Annotated in this window: 28 protein-coding genes, 1 rRNA gene and 1 pseudogene; 7 read left to right on the top strand and 23 right to left on the bottom strand. The window is 45.3% G+C overall.

Annotation, left to right across the window (positions count from 1 at the left end; all coding sequences use genetic code 11):
* Positions 1 to 120, bottom strand: a 16S ribosomal RNA gene (locus BLT32_RS10210); the annotation flags it as partial.
* Positions 121 to 595: 475 nt separating this feature from the next.
* Between BLT32_RS10210 and BLT32_RS10205 the strand changes: the two genes are divergently transcribed.
* The gene (locus tag BLT32_RS10205; protein WP_053954230.1) at positions 596 to 1,381 is read left to right on the top strand and encodes a hypothetical protein; all 786 of its coding nucleotides are present in this window, start codon (positions 596 to 598) and stop codon (positions 1,379 to 1,381) included.
* 52 nt (positions 1,382 to 1,433) lie between these two features.
* On the opposite strand, the gene rplQ is transcribed toward BLT32_RS10205, so the two are convergent.
* From rplQ to rplN, 17 genes are all read right to left on the bottom strand, one after another.
* Positions 1,434 to 1,835 (bottom strand): 50S ribosomal protein L17, encoded by a 402-nt coding sequence (rplQ, locus tag BLT32_RS10200; protein ID WP_053954229.1) that lies wholly within the window; start codon positions 1,833 to 1,835, stop codon positions 1,434 to 1,436.
* Between the two features lie 39 nt (positions 1,836 to 1,874).
* Positions 1,875 to 2,864: a DNA-directed RNA polymerase subunit alpha gene (locus BLT32_RS10195; protein WP_053954228.1), complete on the bottom strand. Its 990-nt coding sequence runs from the start codon at positions 2,862 to 2,864 to the stop codon at positions 1,875 to 1,877.
* 25 nt (positions 2,865 to 2,889) lie between these two features.
* A complete protein-coding gene (gene rpsD / locus BLT32_RS10190; RefSeq protein WP_053954227.1) occupies positions 2,890 to 3,510 on the bottom strand; it encodes a 30S ribosomal protein S4 in 621 nt (206 codons plus the stop codon).
* Positions 3,511 to 3,538: 28 nt separating this feature from the next.
* Positions 3,539 to 3,928 (bottom strand): 30S ribosomal protein S11, encoded by a 390-nt coding sequence (gene rpsK / locus BLT32_RS10185; RefSeq protein WP_053954226.1) that lies wholly within the window; start codon positions 3,926 to 3,928, stop codon positions 3,539 to 3,541.
* Positions 3,929 to 3,942: 14 nt separating this feature from the next.
* Positions 3,943 to 4,299, bottom strand: a complete 357-nt coding sequence (rpsM, locus tag BLT32_RS10180; RefSeq protein ID WP_053954225.1) for a 30S ribosomal protein S13 — start codon at positions 4,297 to 4,299, stop codon at positions 3,943 to 3,945.
* Positions 4,300 to 4,417: 118 nt separating this feature from the next.
* Positions 4,418 to 4,531 carry a 50S ribosomal protein L36 gene (gene rpmJ / locus BLT32_RS10175; protein ID WP_074668972.1) on the bottom strand — a complete coding sequence of 38 codons (114 nt, stop codon included), beginning with the start codon at positions 4,529 to 4,531 and terminating at the stop codon, positions 4,418 to 4,420.
* Positions 4,532 to 4,555: 24 nt separating this feature from the next.
* Entirely contained in the window at positions 4,556 to 5,884 is a 1,329-nt protein-coding gene (gene secY / locus BLT32_RS10170) for a preprotein translocase subunit SecY (protein WP_053954224.1), read from the bottom strand.
* A 5-nt stretch (positions 5,885 to 5,889) separates the two neighbouring features.
* Positions 5,890 to 6,324 carry a 50S ribosomal protein L15 gene (gene rplO / locus BLT32_RS10165; RefSeq protein ID WP_053954223.1) on the bottom strand — a complete coding sequence of 145 codons (435 nt, stop codon included), beginning with the start codon at positions 6,322 to 6,324 and terminating at the stop codon, positions 5,890 to 5,892.
* A 3-nt stretch (positions 6,325 to 6,327) separates the two neighbouring features.
* Positions 6,328 to 6,510: a 50S ribosomal protein L30 gene (gene rpmD / locus BLT32_RS10160; protein WP_053954222.1), complete on the bottom strand. Its 183-nt coding sequence runs from the start codon at positions 6,508 to 6,510 to the stop codon at positions 6,328 to 6,330.
* Between the two features lie 6 nt (positions 6,511 to 6,516).
* Positions 6,517 to 7,017, bottom strand: coding sequence for a 30S ribosomal protein S5 (gene rpsE, locus BLT32_RS10155; protein ID WP_053954221.1), 501 nt, complete (start codon positions 7,015 to 7,017; stop codon positions 6,517 to 6,519).
* Between the two features lie 9 nt (positions 7,018 to 7,026).
* Positions 7,027 to 7,380: a 50S ribosomal protein L18 gene (rplR, locus tag BLT32_RS10150; RefSeq protein ID WP_053954220.1), complete on the bottom strand. Its 354-nt coding sequence runs from the start codon at positions 7,378 to 7,380 to the stop codon at positions 7,027 to 7,029.
* 9 nt (positions 7,381 to 7,389) lie between these two features.
* Positions 7,390 to 7,923, bottom strand: a complete 534-nt coding sequence (gene rplF / locus BLT32_RS10145) for a 50S ribosomal protein L6 (protein WP_053954219.1) — start codon at positions 7,921 to 7,923, stop codon at positions 7,390 to 7,392.
* 14 nt (positions 7,924 to 7,937) lie between these two features.
* On the bottom strand, positions 7,938 to 8,330 hold the full coding sequence (rpsH, locus tag BLT32_RS10140) for a 30S ribosomal protein S8 (protein WP_053954218.1): 393 nt from the start codon (positions 8,328 to 8,330) through the stop codon (positions 7,938 to 7,940).
* 26 nt (positions 8,331 to 8,356) lie between these two features.
* A complete protein-coding gene (gene rpsN / locus BLT32_RS10135; protein ID WP_053954217.1) occupies positions 8,357 to 8,662 on the bottom strand; it encodes a 30S ribosomal protein S14 in 306 nt (101 codons plus the stop codon).
* 11 nt (positions 8,663 to 8,673) lie between these two features.
* On the bottom strand, positions 8,674 to 9,213 hold the full coding sequence (gene rplE, locus BLT32_RS10130; protein WP_053954216.1) for a 50S ribosomal protein L5: 540 nt from the start codon (positions 9,211 to 9,213) through the stop codon (positions 8,674 to 8,676).
* A 20-nt stretch (positions 9,214 to 9,233) separates the two neighbouring features.
* Complete coding sequence (gene rplX / locus BLT32_RS10125; RefSeq protein WP_053954215.1) at positions 9,234 to 9,548, bottom strand: 50S ribosomal protein L24; 315 nt, start codon at positions 9,546 to 9,548, stop codon at positions 9,234 to 9,236.
* A 10-nt stretch (positions 9,549 to 9,558) separates the two neighbouring features.
* The gene (gene rplN / locus BLT32_RS10120; protein ID WP_053954214.1) at positions 9,559 to 9,927 is read right to left on the bottom strand and encodes a 50S ribosomal protein L14; all 369 of its coding nucleotides are present in this window, start codon (positions 9,925 to 9,927) and stop codon (positions 9,559 to 9,561) included.
* Between the two features lie 277 nt (positions 9,928 to 10,204).
* Between rplN and BLT32_RS10115 the strand changes: the two are divergent.
* The 6 genes and pseudogenes from BLT32_RS10115 to BLT32_RS10090 all read left to right on the top strand — a co-directional run bounded on the left by BLT32_RS10115 (position 10,205) and on the right by BLT32_RS10090 (position 15,986).
* Positions 10,205 to 12,994, top strand: a pseudogene (locus tag BLT32_RS10115) (monovalent cation/H+ antiporter subunit A).
* Positions 12,994 to 13,329 carry a Na+/H+ antiporter subunit C gene (locus BLT32_RS10110; protein ID WP_053954213.1) on the top strand — a complete coding sequence of 112 codons (336 nt, stop codon included), beginning with the start codon at positions 12,994 to 12,996 and terminating at the stop codon, positions 13,327 to 13,329. Before BLT32_RS10115 ends, BLT32_RS10110 begins: the two are co-directional and overlap by 1 nt.
* Positions 13,329 to 14,852 carry a monovalent cation/H+ antiporter subunit D gene (locus BLT32_RS10105; RefSeq protein WP_053954212.1) on the top strand — a complete coding sequence of 508 codons (1,524 nt, stop codon included), beginning with the start codon at positions 13,329 to 13,331 and terminating at the stop codon, positions 14,850 to 14,852. The genes BLT32_RS10110 and BLT32_RS10105 overlap by 1 nt, the downstream gene beginning before the upstream one ends.
* The gene (locus BLT32_RS10100) at positions 14,845 to 15,333 is read left to right on the top strand and encodes a Na+/H+ antiporter subunit E (RefSeq protein WP_053954211.1); all 489 of its coding nucleotides are present in this window, start codon (positions 14,845 to 14,847) and stop codon (positions 15,331 to 15,333) included. The genes BLT32_RS10105 and BLT32_RS10100 overlap by 8 nt, the downstream gene beginning before the upstream one ends.
* Positions 15,327 to 15,596: a K+/H+ antiporter subunit F gene (locus tag BLT32_RS10095; protein WP_053954210.1), complete on the top strand. Its 270-nt coding sequence runs from the start codon at positions 15,327 to 15,329 to the stop codon at positions 15,594 to 15,596. The genes BLT32_RS10100 and BLT32_RS10095 overlap by 7 nt, the downstream gene beginning before the upstream one ends.
* A 12-nt stretch (positions 15,597 to 15,608) precedes the next feature.
* On the top strand, positions 15,609 to 15,986 hold the full coding sequence (locus BLT32_RS10090; RefSeq protein WP_053954209.1) for a Na+/H+ antiporter subunit G: 378 nt from the start codon (positions 15,609 to 15,611) through the stop codon (positions 15,984 to 15,986).
* Positions 15,987 to 16,016: 30 nt separating this feature from the next.
* On the opposite strand, the gene BLT32_RS10085 is transcribed toward BLT32_RS10090, so the two are convergent.
* The 5 genes from BLT32_RS10085 to rpsC all read right to left on the bottom strand — a co-directional run bounded on the left by BLT32_RS10085 (position 16,017) and on the right by rpsC (position 19,139).
* Positions 16,017 to 17,423, bottom strand: a complete 1,407-nt coding sequence (locus tag BLT32_RS10085) for a hypothetical protein (RefSeq protein WP_053954208.1) — start codon at positions 17,421 to 17,423, stop codon at positions 16,017 to 16,019.
* Between the two features lie 156 nt (positions 17,424 to 17,579).
* Positions 17,580 to 17,843, bottom strand: coding sequence for a 30S ribosomal protein S17 (gene rpsQ / locus BLT32_RS10080; RefSeq protein ID WP_053954207.1), 264 nt, complete (start codon positions 17,841 to 17,843; stop codon positions 17,580 to 17,582).
* Entirely contained in the window at positions 17,843 to 18,034 is a 192-nt protein-coding gene (gene rpmC, locus BLT32_RS10075; protein WP_053954206.1) for a 50S ribosomal protein L29, read from the bottom strand. The genes rpsQ and rpmC overlap by 1 nt, the downstream gene beginning before the upstream one ends.
* Positions 18,034 to 18,447 carry a 50S ribosomal protein L16 gene (gene rplP, locus BLT32_RS10070; RefSeq protein WP_053954205.1) on the bottom strand — a complete coding sequence of 138 codons (414 nt, stop codon included), beginning with the start codon at positions 18,445 to 18,447 and terminating at the stop codon, positions 18,034 to 18,036. The genes rpmC and rplP overlap by 1 nt, the downstream gene beginning before the upstream one ends.
* A gap of 11 nt (positions 18,448 to 18,458) precedes the next feature.
* Positions 18,459 to 19,139: a 30S ribosomal protein S3 gene (rpsC, locus tag BLT32_RS10065; protein ID WP_053954204.1), complete on the bottom strand. Its 681-nt coding sequence runs from the start codon at positions 19,137 to 19,139 to the stop codon at positions 18,459 to 18,461.
* Between the last annotated feature and the right edge of the window lie 9 nt (positions 19,140 to 19,148).

Here is a 19,148-nt window from a genome sequence, read left to right as displayed (position 1 = left end):
TTACTCACCCGTCCGCCGCTCGTCAGCAGAGAAGCAAGCTTCTCTCTGTTACCGCTCGACTTGCATGTGTTAGGCCTGCCGCCAGCGTTCAATCTGAGCCATGATCAAACTCTTCAATTAAAAGTAGTTCAATCAACTCAATGAATTACGCGTTTTTGCTTGGCTTCATTAATGAAACCTTGCTGAACACTCATTCAAAAGTTGCAATACATATTTCTGTTTTGCGTAACTTCTGCAAGTGCCCACACAGTTTGCTTGGCTTGATATAGTTGTTAAAGAGCGTTGCTTCTTCCGAAGCAGGGAGGCGTATTCTACACGTCCCGATGATTTCGTCAACCTCTTTTTCAGGACTTTTTGCCCGGCTGACAAAACCGCCGTTGTCCGACTCAACTCAGCGAGTATCTCGTGACAACGGCGGCGAATTATAGAGATCTTTTGTGGCCTTTCAAGATCTTTTTTTTAGAAAGGAGAAAAAAGATAAAAAAGGTGATTTTTTAACCACCTATGTTAAGTTAGTGTATCTTTACTTGAACTATCATTACACTTATTACTCAAACATTAGGTCTGTAAATGAATTAAAGGGGAATAACTAACTATGCGCCGTAACTACTATAATTATATTTTAGCGCTAAGTGTATTGGGTATATCCCTAACAGGTTTGCCGTCAGTATCATTTGCCGAGCCCAATTCAGCGCAAATGTCATCAACAAAAGAAGCAAAGCTTTTAAAGACTTATACCTCGATAATTGAAAATCACTTAAACAAAAACTTATCAATAATGCGAACCGTGCGAATACTTGTTAATAACTATCCAGAACACGCTAGTTATATTGTATCCGCTGCTTTCGATTTAACGCCGAATAAGAAGAAAGCCATTATAATGGCAGCTATCCAAGCTGAACCTGCTGTCACTTATAGTGTCGTCGAAACTGCTTTAACCTACTTCCCTAGCAATGCAGAAATGATAGTTCAAACAGCTATCGAAACTGAGCCAGCTTACATTGATGATATTTTATCTCTCGCTATTGCTCACTCACCGGAAAAGGCGGATAGCTTAATAACTGTTACCCTGCAAAACCATCCTTCATATTCTGAGTCAATAATGAGGACAACCCATCAAAGTGCTTCCGGTAACTTATTATCGTCGGTAATAGGTACGTTAAAACTTATCCCTGAATCGGCTGATTATGTCCTAAATGGTATAAAGGACTTTTTCACAAGTCTGGGGGGAACAGAATCTGAAGCTTACATTTCTAAAGAACAGTGGAAACTGCTAGCCGTTGAAGCTAAAAACTCTGGATTAGACAAAGATAGACTACAGTGGCTTGTTGATAAGGGGTATTTGGAACAAAAAGAGTTAGCCGCTGTTTATAACAAATAATTAAAAAATGCATAATAAAAAGGCCAGCTTTAAGCTGGCCTTTTTAATTCGTTTACTCAGCAGTTTCTTCGACTACTTCTTCAACTTCTTCTACTTCTGGTCTATCAACTAATTCAATGTAAGCCATAGGTGCGTTATCACCTGCACGGAAGCCACACTTCATAATACGAGTGTAACCGCCTGCGCGCTCTTCATAACGCGGGCCTAATTCATTAAACAGTTTACCAACGACTTCTTTGTCACGCGTACGTGCGAAAGCTAATCGGCGATTAGCAACGCTGTCTTGTTTAGCCAATGTAATCAATGGCTCCACCACGCGACGCAGCTCTTTAGCTTTTGGCAACGTCGTTTTGATAATCTCATGGCGAACTAGCGAACTTGCCATGTTACGGAACATCGCCTGACGATGGCTACTGTTTCGATTTAGTTGACGACCACTCTTACGATGGCGCATACCTATACCCTTCTCAGTAAATCTTTTACTAAGGTGACCTTAGTCGTTTTCAATTAAGCTAGCAGGTGGCCAGTTTTCCAGGCGCATACCCAGAGACAAACCACGTGATGCCAACACATCTTTAATTTCAGTCAACGACTTCTTACCTAAGTTAGGCGTTTTTAACAGCTCAACTTCGGTACGTTGTACTAAGTCACCAATGTACTGAATCGCTTCTGCCTTCAAGCAGTTCGCAGACCGAACAGTCAATTCCAAGTCGTCAACCGGACGAAGAAGAATCGGATCGAATTCCGGTTTCTCTTCTTTTTCTTCCGGCTCGCTGATATCACGAAGTTCAACGAAAGCATCTAGCTGTTCTGCCAAAATCGTAGCAGAACGTCTAATCGCTTCTTCTGGATCCAACGTACCATTGGTTTCCATTTCGATAACCAGCTTGTCTAAGTCAGTACGCTGTTCAACACGAGCCGCATCTACAGAGTATGCGATGCGTTCTACTGGGCTGAACGAAGCGTCAACTAACAGACGACCGATTGGACGCTCATCATCGTCAGCTGACTGACGTGATGCTGCAGGAACGTATCCACGACCACGCTCGACCTTAACACGCATGTTAAGCTCGTAATCACCAGTAAGGTGACAAATAACGTGCTCTGGATTAACAATTTCTACATCACCATCGTGAGTGAAATCGCCTGCGGTTACAGGACCTGCTCCGGATTTATTCAAGGTCAACGTAGCTTCGTCTTTACCTTCGATGCTGACTGCCAGCCCTTTCAGGTTCAACAAAATTTCGATGACATCTTCTTGAACACCCTCTTTACTGCTGTATTCATGCAGCACGCCGTCGATTTCAACTTCAGTCACTGCGCAACCTGGCATTGACGATAGTAAAATGCGACGTAACGCATTACCCAGTGTATAACCAAAGCCGCGTTCTAGAGGCTCCAGTGTAACCTTGGCATGAGTCGGGCTAATTTGCTCGATGTCGACTAACCTCGGCTTTAGGAATTCGGTAACAGAACCCTGCATTGTGTCCTCTCTCTATGCTTAAGCCTTACTTAGAGTAAAGCTCTACGATCAACTGTTCGTTTATTTCAGCAGACAAGTCACTACGTTCTGGAAGACGCTTAAACTGACCTTCCATTTTGTTGTTGTCTACTTCTATCCAGACTGGTTTCTCACGTTGTTCCGCAAGTTCCAGTGCTGCTCCGATACGTGCCTGTTTTTTCGCTTTTTCGCGAACAGAAACGACATCTTCAGGACGAACCTTGAACGATGGAATATTCACTACTTGGCCATTCACAACAACTGCTTTGTGACTAACCAATTGACGAGCTTCAGCGCGTGTTGACGCAAAACCCATACGATACACTACGTTATCCAAGCGCTGTTCCAACAACTGCAACAGGTTCTCACCAGTATTGCCTTTCAGTCGAGCTGCTTCTTTGTAGTAGTTACGAAATTGCTTTTCCAGAACGCCATACATACGACGAACTTTCTGTTTCTCGCGCAACTGAACACCGTAGTCTGACAAACGACCGCGACGCGCGCCGTGTTGTCCTGGTGCAGTTTCGATCTTACATTTAGAATCGATTGCGCGAACGCCGCTCTTAAGGAACAAATCCGTTCCTTCGCGACGGCTCAGCTTGAGCTTAGGACCCAAATATCTTGCCATGATCTTTCTCCAACTATCGATTCACGCCTTAAACGCGACGTTTCTTAGGCGGACGACAACCGTTGTGAGGAATCGGTGTCACATCGGTAATATTTGTGATTTTGTAACCAACGGCGTTCAGGGCACGAATCGATGATTCACGACCTGGGCCTGGACCATTCACAAATACTTCCAGGTTTTTCAGTCCGTATTCCTTCGCCATTTCACCTGCACGTTCTGCTGCAACCTGTGCTGCAAACGGCGTTGATTTCCGTGAACCACGGAAGCCTGATCCACCTGCGGTAGCCCACGCTAATGCGTTACCCTGGCGATCAGTAATGGTGATGATGGTGTTGTTGAAAGATGCATGCACGTGAGCCATGCCATCGGCGACTTGCTTTTTAACGCGCTTGCGAGAACGAGTCGGTGCTTTAGCCATTACTCAATCCCCCCTTACTTCTTAATTGGTTTGCGCGGTCCTTTACGGGTGCGCGCATTTGTTTTAGTGCGCTGTCCACGTAGAGGAAGGCTGCGACGATGACGAAGTCCACGGAAACACCCGAGGTCCATCAAACGTTTAATGTTCATAGATACTTCACGACGCAAGTCACCTTCGACTGCGAATTTTGACACTGCGTCACGAAGCGCGTCCAGTTTGTCTTCTGACAATGAACCAATCGTAGTATCTTCAGCAATACCCGTTGCAGCTAAAATTTGCTGCGAGCGAGTACGCCCAATACCATAGATAGCAGTTAAGGCAATAACTGCATGTTTATTGTCAGGAACGTTAATGCCAGCGATACGGGCCACTAACACGTCTCCTTTAATTTGTAGGCATCAGTTGAAAAGCCCGTTAGGATACTCAACCGATTGCCGAATTGCAAATACTTCAAGGCGGCGACATGAAGCCGCCGACCTTTCCTTCGAATCAACCTTGTCGTTGTTTGTGCTTTGCATCAGAGCAAATAACGCGTACTACGCCATTACGCTTGATGATTTTACAGTTACGACAGATTTTCTTCACGGAAGCACGAACTTTCATTGCTACTCTCCGTTCTACCCAACCTTATCGACCGTAGCCTTTAAGGTTAGCTTTTTTAAGCACAGAGTCATATTGATTAGACATCATATGAGTCTGTACCTGTGCCATAAAGTCCATGATGACAACCACGATAATCAATAACGATGTACCGCCGAAGTAGAACTGAACGTTCCAAGCAATCATCATAAACTCAGGAACCAAACAGACAAAGGTAATGTACAGAGCACCTGCTAAAGTCAAGCGAGTCATTACTTTGTCAATATAACGCGACGTTTGTTCACCTGGGCGAATGCCCGGAATGAAAGCGCCGGATTTCTTCAAATTGTCTGCTGTCTCACGCGGGTTAAATACCAACGCAGTGTAGAAGAAACAGAAGAAAATAATTGCAGCCGCATACAATAACACATAAAGCGGCTGACCGGGAGACAATGTCATTGAGACTTGTTGTAAAAAGTCAGCAACAACTCCTTCGCCTGAACCAAACCAGGTAGCGATGGTTCCCGGAAACAAAATAATACTCGATGCAAAGATTGGAGGTATAACGCCAGCCATGTTTACTTTCAATGGCAAATGCGTACTTTGAGCTGCAAATACCTTACGACCCTGTTGACGTTTTGCGTAGTTCACAACAATACGACGTTGACCACGCTCGACGAAAACAACAAAGTAAGTCACTGCAACAACAACAACACCAATCAATAACAGTAGTAACAAGTGTAAATCGCCTTGGCGTGCTTGCTCAAATGTTTGACCAATCGCCGATGGCAACCCTGCTACAATACCCACAAATATCAGGATAGAGATACCGTTACCAATACCTCGTTCAGTAATTTGCTCGCCTAGCCACATAAGGAACATTGTTCCAGTAACCAAGCTTACTACAGCTGTAAAGTAAAAGCCGAAACCAGGATCGATAACTAACCCTGGCATTAAGTTAGGTAAGCCAGTAGCTATACCTATCGACTGGAACGTAGCCAGTATTAAAGTACCCCAACGCGTATACTGGTTTATCTTACGACGACCAGACTCACCTTCTTTCTTAATTTCAGCTAAGCGAGGATGAACCACACTTGCAAGCTGCATAATAATTGAAGCCGAGATATACGGCATGATACCTAATGCAAATACTGATGCGCGTTCTAAGGCACCACCGCTGAACATGTTAAACATGGCAACGATGGTATCTTTTTGCTGTTCGAATAACTGAGCGAGTACAGCGGCATCAATACCAGGAATAGGCACAAAGGAGCCCGCTCGGAAAACGATAATCGCTCCTAACACAAACAACAGGCGACGCTTAAGTTCCGACAAGCCACCTTGCGCTCGATTTGATTCCAATCCTGGTTTAGCCATTTGCTCTATCCTTCGATTTTTCCGCCAGCAGCTTCAATAGCTTCGCGAGCGCCTTTGGTGACTTTAAGACCTTTAACAGTCACTTTACGACTAATTTCGCCTGACTTAATGACTTTAGCAGCCAAAATGTTCTTACGAATTAATCCCGCAGCTTTTAATGTTGCTAAATCTACAACATCACCTTCGACCTTCGCGATTTCTGCCAGGTTCAATTCCGCAGTGGTCATAGCCTTGCGAGAAGTGAAGCCGAATTTAGGCAGACGACGCTGGATTGGCATTTGACCGCCTTCGAAACCTGGCTTCACGCTGCCACCAGAGCGAGACTTCTGCCCTTTGTGACCACGACCACCGGTTTTACCCAGACCTGATCCAATACCGCGTCCAACGCGCTTTTTGCTGCTTTTTGCACCAGGTGCGGGAGAAAGATTATTTAATTCCATCGTTTATCCCTCCACCTTAATCATGTAATTCACTTGGTTCACCATACCGCGGACTGCAGCAGTGTCTTCCAACTCTACTGTGTGACCAATGCGGCGGAGACCCAAGCCACGTAGTGTAGCTTTATGCTTCGGTAAACGACCGATAGAGCTACGCGTCTGTGTTACTTTGATTGTCTTTTTCGCCATTGTTCACTACCCCAGTATCTCTTCAACGCGCAATCCACGCTTAGCCGCTACTTGTTCTGGCGACTTCATGTCGTTCAGAGCCTTAATAGTGGCACGAACAACGTTGATTGGGTTGGTTGAACCATATGCTTTTGACAGCACGTTATGAACACCTGCAACTTCTAGTACTGCACGCATCGCACCACCGGCGATGATACCCGTACCTTCAGACGCAGGCTGCATGTATACTTGTGAACCTGAGTGACGTCCTTTAACAGGATGCTGTAAAGTTTCGCCTTTCAGTTGAACGGTAACCATATTGCGACGTGCTTTTTCCATTGCTTTTTGAATAGCAGCAGGAACTTCACGCGCTTTACCATAACCAAAACCGATTTTTCCTTTACCGTCGCCAACTACAGTCAGTGCAGTGAAGCTAAAGATACGACCACCTTTAACAACTTTTGCTACACGGTTAACTGTAATCAACTTTTCAATCAGTTCACCATTTTGAGCTTCTACATTTGCCATGTTCGTCTCCTAGAACTGAAGTCCGGCTTCACGAGCTGCGTCAGCCAAAGCTGCTACGCGACCGTGGTATTTGAAACCACTACGATCAAAAGAAACGCTTTTAACGCCTTTTTCAATCGCTCGTTCAGCGATAGTTTTGCCCACGACTTTGGCTGCGTCTACGTTACCCGTAGATTTAAGCCCTTCGCGAACACTTTTCTCTGCAGTCGATGCGGCTGCCAGCACTTCAGAACCGTTAGGTGCGATCAACTGTGCGTAAATATGCCGTGGTGTACGGTGAACGACCAGGCGATTTGCACCCAACTCTTCAATTTGTTTACGTGCGCGAGTAGCACGACGTAAGCGAGCTGCTTTCTTGTCCATCGTATTACCCTACTTTTTCTTGGCTTCTTTACGGCGCACTTGCTCGTCAGCATAACGTACACCTTTACCTTTGTAAGGCTCTGGCTTACGGTATGCACGAATGTTAGCGGCAACTTGACCAACTAACTGCTTATCTGCACCTTTAACGACGACTTCAGTCTGAGTCGGAGTTTCGATAGTAATTCCTTCAGGAATTTCGAACTCCACAGGATGCGAGAAGCCTAGTGTCAGGTTCAGTTTTTTACCTTGTGCTTGCGCACGGTAACCAACACCCATCAACTGTAACTTACGTTCGAATCCTTTAGTGACTCCGACCACCATGTTTTGCAACAATGCGCGAGCTGTACCAGCTTGAGCGGTTGAGTTAGCAACACCCTCACGAGGGTTAGTGCGTAATTCACTCTCTTCTTTTACCAGTTCAACTGCATCGTTAACAACACGACTCAGTGAGCCTTGAGCACCTTTAATCGTGACTTCCTGGCCATTTAGCGTAACTTCAACGCCAGCAGGAATTTCAATAGGTGCTTTAGCAACACGTGACATTTCCTACCTCCTAATTACGCTACGTAACCAATGATCTCGCCACCAAGACCAGCTTGGCGAGCGGCACGATCGGTCATCAGGCCTTTAGACGTCGAAACAACTGCGATGCCAAGGCCACCCATTACGTTAGGCAGCTCGTTGCGCTTCTTATAGATGCGCAAACCGGGGCGACTAACGCGCTCGATTGATTCAATTACTGGCTTGCCTTCGAAATACTTTAGTTCGATTTCAAGCTCAGGTTTAGCAGTGCTCTCAGCGCTGTAACCCGTAATAAAACCTTCTTCTTTCAGAACTTGAGCAATCGCCACTTTCTGCTTAGAAGACGGCATTTTCACCGTTACTTTATTAGCACCTTGAGCGTTGCGAATGCGTGTGAACATATCCGCAATTGGATCTTGCATGCTCATATTTGCTTTCTCCCGTGATTCGTGGCTTACCAGCTAGCTTTTTTCAAGCCAGGAATTTCACCGCGCATCGCCATCTCACGGACCTTAATACGGCTCATGCCGAATTTACGAAGGAAACCATGAGGACGACCAGTTATACGACAACGGTTACGTTGACGTGACGGACTGGCATCACGTGGGAGCTTCTGCAATTTCAGAACTGCTTCCCAACGCTCTTCGTCTGATGCATTTACGTCATTAATGACCGCTTTCAGTGCGTTGCGTTTTTCTGCGTATTTTGAAGCGATTTTAGCTCGCTTCACGTCACGCGCTTTCATTGACTGTTTTGCCATAACTCTACACCTTACTTTCTGAACGGGAAGTTAAAGGCAGCTAGCAAAGCACGAGCTTCGTCATCTGTGCCAGCATTAGTGGTAATGGTGATATCCAGACCACGTACCTTGTCGACTTTGTCATAGTCGATTTCCGGAAAGATGATCTGCTCACGAACACCCATACTGTAGTTACCACGACCGTCAAACGATTTAGGGTTGAGGCCACGGAAGTCACGGATACGTGGGATTGCAATCGAGATTAAACGTTGCAAAAAGTCCCACATGCGCTCGCCGCGCAGAGTTACTTTACAGCCAATCGGGAAGCCTTCACGGACTTTGAAGCCGGCGACAGACTTGCGTGCAACAGTACGAACAGGCTTTTGACCAGAAATGGCCTCTAAGTCTGCGACTGCATTATCAAGTACTTTTTTGTCAGCCAGAGCTTCACCAACACCCATGTTAAGGGTGATTTTTTCAATCCGAGGGACTTGCATGACGCTGTTGTAGCTGAACTCTTTCATCAGTCCAGGAACTACCGATTCTCTATAAAAATCATGCAGTTTCGCCATCGTAAAACTCCAAGTTTGAATTAAATGATTGCGTTGTTCGATTTGAAGAAACGGACTTTTTTCCCGTCTTCAGTACGAAAACCAACACGATCTGCTTTACCTGTCTCTGGATTAAAGATCGCAACGTTAGAAACATGAATTGGTGCTTCTTGTTCTACGATGCCGCCAGACTCACCTAAAGCCGGATTTGGCTTCTGGTGTTTCTTGACTACGTTAACGCCTTCGACGATAACGCGATCTTTATCAGTAAGAACTTTCAGGACTTTGCCTTGCTTGCCCTTGTCCTTACCTGACAGGACGACTACTTCGTCATCACGTTTAATTTTTGCCGCCATAATTGACTCCTTATAGTACTTCTGGTGCCAGCGAGATAATCTTCATAAACTGCTCTGAACGCAGCTCACGAGTTACCGGACCGAAGATACGAGTGCCAATGGGCTGTTGGTTGCTGTTCAACAACACAGCCGCGTTGCGGTCAAAACGGATGACCGACCCGTCTTGACGACGGACGCCTTTTCTGGTGCGAACGACCACCGCATTCACAACATCACCTTTCTTCACCTTACCGCGCGGAATTGCTTCCTTGACAGTAACTTTGATGATATCGCCGATGTTTGCGTAGCGACGGTGCGAACCACCTAGAACCTTAATACATTGTACGCTGCGCGCGCCGGAGTTATCGGCAACGTCCAGGGTAGTTTGCATTTGGATCATTTCAGTGCCCCGCTTAGTTAAAAAAACAGACCCTCTCGGGTCGTGCTGCCTTTGGTTTTTCCCTTATAAAAAGGGCGGCGAATTGTAACAGATAAAAATTAGATGTGGTAGGGCAATCTCACTTTTTTTCGTAAGACTGGATGAACAACGAATTATAACCGATGAGTTTACTATTGGCAGTAATCCGTTAGAATGGTAAATTCGTATATCGTTTACAGTTAATTTTCATTTAGTTAGTGGCTACAAAAGCGTTAGCAATGAGACAACGGATGAGCCTATGAATTTACTCATTATCATCATGGCGCCACTATTAGGTGCGTTACTACCTTTATTACTAAAACAAACGCCAAGGCTTCTAAAAACCGGCGTAACACTGCTTATACCACTAACTGGCATAGCCATACTACTCAGCTATGCACCGCAGACTTTATCCGGAGATATTCCTAAACACTTTATTGAGTGGTTGCCCTCTATCGGGCTCGACTTTGCCATTCGTCTTGACGGTCTCTCCCTTTTGTTCTGTTCATTGATACTGGGAATTGGCGTCCTTATTATCGGCTACGCTCACTATTACCTCTCCTACGAGGATGACGACTCAAGATTTTACGCCTGTCTCCTGCTTTTTATGGCCTCGATGCTTGGCATAGTTATGGCTGACAACATTCTGCTTATGTGGGCATTTTGGGAGCTTACCAGCATTTCATCATTCCTGCTTATTGGTTACTGGTTTCATAGCAGCGATGCCCGCCGCGGTGCCCGCATGGCACTTGCAACAACAGGGGCTGGCGGACTGGCTCTGCTAGCCGGCTTGCTAATTATCGGGAATATTGCAGGAAGCTACCAATTTGACGATATCGTTGCCTCAGCAGAGGTTATAAAAAATCACGAATACTATACCGCGGCTCTTGTTCTTTTATTGCTCGGTGCCTTCACTAAGTCAGCACAGTTTCCATTCTAGTTCTGGTTGCCACACGCAATGGCTGCGCCGACTCCAGTCAGTGCGTACTTACACTCAGCCACCATGGTAAAAGCGGGTATATTTCTATTGGCAAGGTTTCACCCTGTCATGGCAGGAACAGAACTTTGGCTGACCATTGTTACAGTTACCGGGCTCATCACCATGTTAGTGGGTGCTTACTTTGCGTTACTTAAACATGATTTAAAGGGTTTGCTTGCATTTTCGACAGTCAGTCACCTTGGGTTAATTTGTATGCTGCTAGGCATAGGCACCCAAGCAGCCGTTATTGCCGCAATGTTTCATATTATTAATCACGCCTGTTTTAAAGCTGCATTATTTATGACGGCGGGTATTATTGATCATGAGTCAGGTACCCGTGATATGCGAAAGCTCCAGGGGTTAATGGGGCTCATGCCTTTAACAGCAACATTAGCTATGGTCGTCGCCGCTTCTATGGCGGGCATTCCGCCATTTAATGGTTTTATATCGAAAGAATTATTCCTTGACCAAACAGCACAACAACATTTATTCGGCGGGCTTTCCTGGTTCATACCTGTGCTTGCGACAGTGGGAGCTGCCCTTTCGGTAGCCTATTCAATTCGCTTTATTCACGATGTGTTTTTTAATGGTGAGTATAAAGAACTACCGAAAAAGCCGCATGACCCACCTCGTATGATGTCAGCGCCGGTTGCTTTATTAGCTCTACTTTGTATTGTCATCGGTCTTGCACCTATGCCAATAGTGTCGGAGATTTTAAACTCTGCCGTTACTGCCGTGACCCACTCACAAACAGAAGTTAAATTGTCTCTGTGGCATGGCTTTAATATTCCGTTACTAATGAGCGCAATAGCCGTTGTAGCGGGTATACTCATATATATTGCCCGAGACCAACTGTTTACTTTTAACAGACAGTTTGACGGCCAGGACGCAAAACATAACTTCGAACGACTGGTCCAAAAAGCCAGTGACGCTTCATCACGACTGTTCGACAAGCTAGATACCGGATCTTTGCAGCGTTATATGGCGTTTGTCTTGATAAGTGTCATTGTCATATTACTGCCTTCGCTTATCGATATTAGTGCCATCACAGGAAGCTCTCCACAACAATCCATTGATACCGTTTCTATGGTTGGGGCCATCGTGTTAATTGGAGCCGCTTTCGGCACTGCGACACTGCACCGCAACCGTTTTGTAATGCTAATGATGCTTTCTGTTGTGGGCTTGATGGTCTCTTTAGCATTTGCTCACTTTTCGGCGCCCGATTTAGCCATGACCCAGTTAGTGGTCGAAGTTGTCAGCATTATTTTAATGATTCTGGCACTCTTTTTTATGCCACAGAAAACTAACCGGGCATCAAGTGGCCACCGGGTCTTTCGCGATATTATAATTGCGAGCTTTATTGGTGGAATTGTAGCAACCTTAAATTTCGCCATTCTAACCACACCCGCGGAATCAATTTCTGATTTCTTTATTGCTAACGCAAAAACCGGCGGTGGCGGCACCAATGTTGTAAACGTTATTCTGGTCGACTTTCGTGGCTTTGATACCTTAGGCGAGATAACGGTTTTAGCCATTGCTGCGGCAGGGATACATAAGCTACTTAACAAGCTTAAACCCTTTATGCCATCAAGCGATGTCGACGGCCGTCCATGGCATAGAATAAAGCACCCGCTCATGCTCACTAACGTCGCTAATTTGGTCTTACCCATGGCGATGGTCGTTGCAGCTTATATTTTCCTGCGTGGCCACAACTTGCCGGGAGGTGGCTTTATTGCAGGGCTTATCGCAGCGTCAGCCATGATTCTTCAGTATGTGGCAAACGGCGTTGATTGGGTCAAAGAGCGGTTCAATGTAAATTACCAGTCGCTTATGTCTATAGGTGTCATGATTGCCGCCTTAACAGGTCTTGGAAGCTGGCTCTTTAACAAGCCATTTCTCACCAGCTGGTTTACATATTTAGACTGGCCTGTCGTTGGTAAGTGGGAGTTTGCAACGGCACTGCTATTCGACTTAGGCGTATTCCTCACCGTTATAGGTGCCACCATGATGATTCTCAGTAATTTTGGCAAAATGACGACACGCCATCGTCCAACTCACGAGGGCAACTAATGGAAACGTTATATTCAGTCACCGTCGGCATTCTTACAGCCTGTAGTATCTTTCTTATCCTCAGGGGACGTTCTTTTCCTGTCGTGGTAGGAATTACCATGCTGTCTTACGCCGTTAACTTATTTCTATTTTCCACCGGCCGTTTAACGATAGATGGCGCTCCTATATTAGGCACATCTGACTCTTACGCAGACCCGTTGCCACAAGCGCTTGTTTTGACGGCCATTGTAATAGGTTTCGCAATGACCGCTTATTCCATTATTTTAGCCGTAAGAACGCGGGGCGAAGTCGGTACAGACGAAGTCAGTGACAGTAACTCGGAGGATAACCGCTGATGTGGCAGCAACACCTAGCGATACTCCCAATTCTTATCCCGTTATTTACTGCGTTACTGCAGTTATTACCATGGGGTGACCGACCGCAACCTAAACGGCGTGCGATTGGTCTTGCAGCAAGTATACTGACGCTTGTGGCAAGTGCGTTCCTGGTCATTGAAGTGAACTCACAGGAAATGTTGGTCTACTTACTGGGTAACTGGGATGCACCCTTTGGCATCGTTCTTATGGTCGATAAGCTCAGTGCCATGATGATGCTGCTTACCGCCATACTCGCGCTGCCTGTGCTCGTTTACGGTTGCTACTCAGAAGATAATCTTGGCTCGCATTTCCATGCCCTGTTTCAGTTTCAAATTATGGGCATAATGGGTGCTTTCGCAACGGGCGACTTATTTAACCTGTTTGTTTTCTTTGAAGTTCTACTTATATCTTCTTATGCCTTGCTTATGCATGGCGGTGGTAAGTTTCGGGTCAGGGCAACTTTACACTATGTCTTGTTGAATCTTTTAGGATCCGCACTTTTTTTGATAAGCGTGGGAACCTTATATGGTGTAACAGGCACGCTTAACATGGCCGACATGGCTGTTAAAATACAAGCTTTATCCGGTGACCAGGCGATGATAGCAAAAGCTGGTTCACTCATGCTACTTGTCGTATTTGGCTTAAAAGCAGCCTTACTGCCGCTTCACTTCTGGTTACCCCAAGCCTATTCAACAACGAGCGGTGTCATCGCTGCTTTATTCGCGATAATGACTAAGGTAGGAATTTATTCAATCATTCGTGTTTATACCCTTATATTCGGTGCTGATGCGAATGAATTGGCGCTCGTTGCTCATGACTGGCTCTGGGTGATGGGGCTATTAACAATGTTAGCCGGCGCTATAGGCATACTTGCAGCTCGAGATTTACGTTTGATGGTAGCTTATTTAGTCGTCATATCAGTCGGAACCATACTAACTGCCTACAGTTTGTTTTCTACGCAAACAACAGGGGCCGCACTATTTTATCTCATTCATTCGACATTCATAACTAGTGCACTGTTCTTACTTGCTGATGTTATGGCATTTGAAAGAGGAAAAACCGCTTCTCGCATCGTTTCAGGCAAGAAAATGGCCAATCATTCAACTTATGCCGTTATGTTTCTGGTTGCGGCTATTGCCGTTATAGGCCTCCCCCCATTATCTGGCTTTGTCAGTAAGTTGATGATACTGGAGTCTGCGAGTGCGAACGGGCATAACTTTTGGTTATGGGGGGCTATTATAGGCGCTACATTTATTATGTTAGTGGCTGTTACCCGAGCTGGCAGTAAAATGATTTGGCACACTTTATCGGGGAAACCGTCTGAACAATCTGCTCCGCTGGGCAAGCGCATTGCTTTAGCTAGTTTATTATTAGTATCACTGGTAATTACACTATTCGCACACCCAATACAGCAATACACTCAGTCTGTTGCTGACCAGCTCGAGCGTACGGAAGACTATCCTAAATGGGTTTTAAAAGCACCGGAGGTGTCAGATGAATAAACTGTTACCGGCACCTATATTAAGCCTTTTCTTGCTGATTATTTGGCTTTTATTGTTTAACTCGGTAAGCCCGGGAGTGGTCTTACTTGGAATAATCGTCGCTTTGTCTATTCCCATTTTATTCAAACCAGCCTGGCCAAACTTCGCGACGGTCAAGAAGCCGCACCTTGCTGTTGTTTATTTCTTTATTCTGCTCTACGACATTATTATTGCCAACTTTAAAGTCGCAGTACTTATTGTCGGGAAACGGCGTTCTATCAAACCCGCTTTCTTCGTGTTTCCACTGGATATGAAAGAAGAGCTACCGGTGACTATTCTCGCCAGTACTATAACACTGACGCCAGGTACGGTTTCTTGTGAAATCACTCGTGGGAGAAAAGGCATTTTGATACACGCTTTTTCAGAGGAAGACCCCAATGAGGTAATTGAAACTATCCGTCACCGCTACGAGCGCAGATTAAAGGAGATATTCCAATGTTAGGTACATTACTGCAAATTGCTTTTTTGCTGTTTAGCCTGGCTATACTGATGAATTTCTGGCGACTCGTAAAAGGGCCTGATCTGCCGGACCGAATTTTGGCGCTAGATACTATTTACATAAATTCTCTGGCATTACTTTTATTGCTAGGGCTTTATCAAAGTACTCAAACTTATTTCGAAGCCGCACTGCTGATAGCGATGTTTGGCTTTGTTGGCACTATTGCCGCAGGTAAGTTTCTATTACGCGGCGACCTCATCGAATAAAGGGCTCACATTATGGATGCATTAAACGAATTACCCGTATGGAGTCAATGGCTGGTTGGATTCTTTATCTTACTAGGCGCAATCTTTGCGTTTATCGGTTCTTTAGGACTCGCGGTTCTGCCTGACTTCTTTACCCGACTGCATGCACCAACAAAAAACACAACCCTCGGTATTGGCGGTATTGTTATCGCCACAATTATTGTAATGAGTCTGCAAAATGGACTGTCTTTGAGTGAGCTACTCATTGCTATCTTTCTATTCTTAACCGCACCTATTAGCGCTCATATAATGGCCAAGGCGGCTTTACATACAGAGCTTAAGATGTTCCATAAAACCAGAGATTTTCGCAAAGAAGGTGATGCTTACGAGCATGAAAAAACCGACTCCTGAGAGTCGGTTTTTTCTTCAAGTAGACTTCTTTTAGAAGTAATAACCAAAGTTGATATTAAAGCGGTTATTAACCTCACCACCATCGGTTGCAATGTTACCACCTATGAAGGGTTGGTTTTTCGCTCTAACAAAGTCAACATAGGTATAAAAACCACCACCTGCTGCTACCGCGACACCTAGGACATTCATCCAAGTATCATCTTGATAGCCTGCTTTGTCGGTAATAATGCTATGATCATTGTAGAATGTCAGGCTGGTAATTGGTCCTATTTCTACCGGTAATGTATACGCAACGTTACCTGTGTAGATTTTCGCTTCAGTTGGAATTGCGTCGTAGTAGGCATAAGCCCCCATATAAACGCCTGTATTCTCAACCTCTAAGTCATACTCGTAATCGGCATACTGGAGTTGCACATTCCAGGGGCCGTTATTGTAGTTACCATGCGCGCCCCACGCGAAGCGGTTACCAACATTTTGGTTTTCAAATTGCTGTAGCGCTGAGAAACCGTCAGCAGCACTTCCGGAGTAATAATTGTTACCTTGAGCGGACAAACCGACTTCTAAATTATGATCGTCGCTGAAACTGAAAATATGCGCACCACGCAGCGCATAACTATTACTCTCGCCAATTGGTAGCGCCGGCGTATCATAAGCCCCCTGTCCCGGAGCTCGAACACCTACAGTGTCATAGTTATAACGGGCTGTACGGTCACTGGTAGAGCCATCAACGCCACCCTGCTCATCTGACTTATGATAAGCAATATCGAAGTGCCAGTCGTCGCTACGGTAGCGCAAACGAATACCGTTATCATGCTCGTCTTCTAAGCCTACGTAGAATGTAGAGTTAAAGAAGTAACTGTGTGAGTTGTAAGGCATATTACCGAAAGGTACTTTCACTACACCAACCTGGCCTTGCCAATTGTCGGTAAAGTTATAACCGAACCAAGCGTGCTTGACCACGTCCATATAATGGAACCAACGGTATTCTGCAGAAAGAATCACGTCACCAATTTCACCATCGAAGTTAAGGCGGAAAATATCAAAGTCTAAGTCACCGCCCCTGTTTTCATTACCTGAGTTGTAGTCGTTGTATTCATATTGAAAACGCACCGCACCATGAATTTTAATAGGCCAGTTTTCGTTCTCTTCAGTTTTCTTCTCTAATTTATCTAATCGTGCATGAACACCTGTATCATAGGCAACGGTGCGAGTTTCAGCTTTTTCGTCAACCGTCGCGTCTTCTGAGACCTTTCGTTTCTCTACAACAACGACTTTTTCCTTTTCCTCTTGTTCTTTCTCGGCTAGGCGTTGTTCAAGCTCAGCCAGACGCTCTTTTAATGCTTGAATCTCATCTTTAACAGACCCTTCGTCTTGCGGAGCCGCAAGCACCGGAGACGCAGCAAGCATGGTAGCTGCGAAAAAAAGACTTTTTGACATAGATGTCTCCTTACAGGTAAGGCGTAATAACTACGCTATTTATCTGAAATAATTCTATTTTAAATTCAGATATTTGTACTTACTAAGTAAAGGCTTAGATCAAAAAAAAGGCCTCCGCAAGGGAGGCCTTTTTATTTTCTACTTCGTTATCTGCGTTTAGACAACAGTTGCACGCTCTACAATTTCAACCAATGTCCAAGATTTGTTCTTAGACAGAGGACGACATTCGCGAACAATCACGGTATCGCCCTGTTTAACTTGATTGTCTTCGTCATGCGCGTGTACCTTAGTTGTACGCGTGACGTACTTCCCGTATACCGGGTGCTTTACACGACGTTCAACAGCTACAGTGATGGTTTTATCCATCTTATCGCTGACAACTTTGCCTTGCAGAGTACGAACACGTTTTTCTTCAGCCATTACGCACCTGCCTTCTCATTTAAGATGGTTTTAACACGTGCGATATTGCGACGCACTTGTTTCATCATGTGAGTCTGATTCAGCTGACCAGTTGCCGCCTGCATGCGCAGATTAAACTGCTCACGACGTAGGTTCAGCAATTCTTCTTGCAGCTGCTCAACGGTTTTTTCTTTCAGTTCACTTGCTTTCATCACATTACCGTCCGAGTCACAAAGGTTGTTTTGAAAGGCAGTTTACGTGCCGCTAAGCGGAACGCTTCACGTGCCAACTCTTCAGGAACACCGTCCATTTCATACAGAACGCGACCTGGTTGAATCTGAGCAACCCAGTATTCAACGTTACCTTTACCTTTACCCATACGAACTTCTAAAGGCTTCTTGGTAATAGGTTTGTCTGGGAATACACGGATCCAGATTTTACCCTGACGCTTAACGTGACGAGTCATTGCACGACGGCCTGCTTCGATTTGACGTGCAGTCATACGACCGCGGTCAGTTGCTTTTAAACCGTATGAACCGAAGCTGACTTTGTTACCAGACTGCGCCAGACCACGGTTGCGGCCTGTGTGAACCTTACGGAATTTTGTACGCTTAGGTTGTAACATATCGTCTCTCCTTACTTACGGTTTTTGCCGCGCTTAGGAGCTGGCTTTTCTTCTGTTGGCAGGCCACCTAAAACCTCGCCACGGAAAATCCAGACCTTCACACCGATGATACCGTAAGTGGTGTTCGCTTCTGAAGTCGAGTAATCAATATCCGCACGTAATGTGTGCAGAGGTACACGACCTTCACGATACCACTCAGTACGTGCGATTTCTGCGCCGCCTAAACGACCGCTAACTTCAACTTTGATACCTTTAGCACCTAAGCGAATAGCGTTCTGTACAGCACGCTTCATTGCACGACGGAACATAACACGACGCTCTAACTGACCAGCAATGTTATCAGCAACAAGCTGTGAATCCAGTTCAGGCTTACGTACTTCAGAAATATTGATTTGCGACGGTGCGCCAGTCAATTTCTGAACTTGTTTACGTAGCTTTTCTACGTCTTCGCCTTTTTTACCGATAACAACGCCTGGGCGTGCAGTGTGAATTGTCACACGAACACTTTTCGCAGGACGATCGATAACGATACGAGATACTGATGCGTTACGCAGTTCTTTTGTCAGGAACTTACGTACCTGATGGTCACTGTGTAGGTTATCAGCAAACTCATTTGTATTCGCATACCAGGTTGCATTCCATGGTCTGGAGATACCTAGGCGAATACCATTAGGATGTACTTTCTGACCCATAATTTATCT

It is taken from the genome of Idiomarina zobellii (assembly GCF_900100855.1).
Taxonomy (GTDB): domain Bacteria; phylum Pseudomonadota; class Gammaproteobacteria; order Enterobacterales; family Alteromonadaceae; genus Idiomarina; species Idiomarina zobellii.
The sequence above is the reverse complement of the archived record's forward strand: the minus strand, read 5'-3'. Positions and strand labels throughout refer to the sequence as shown.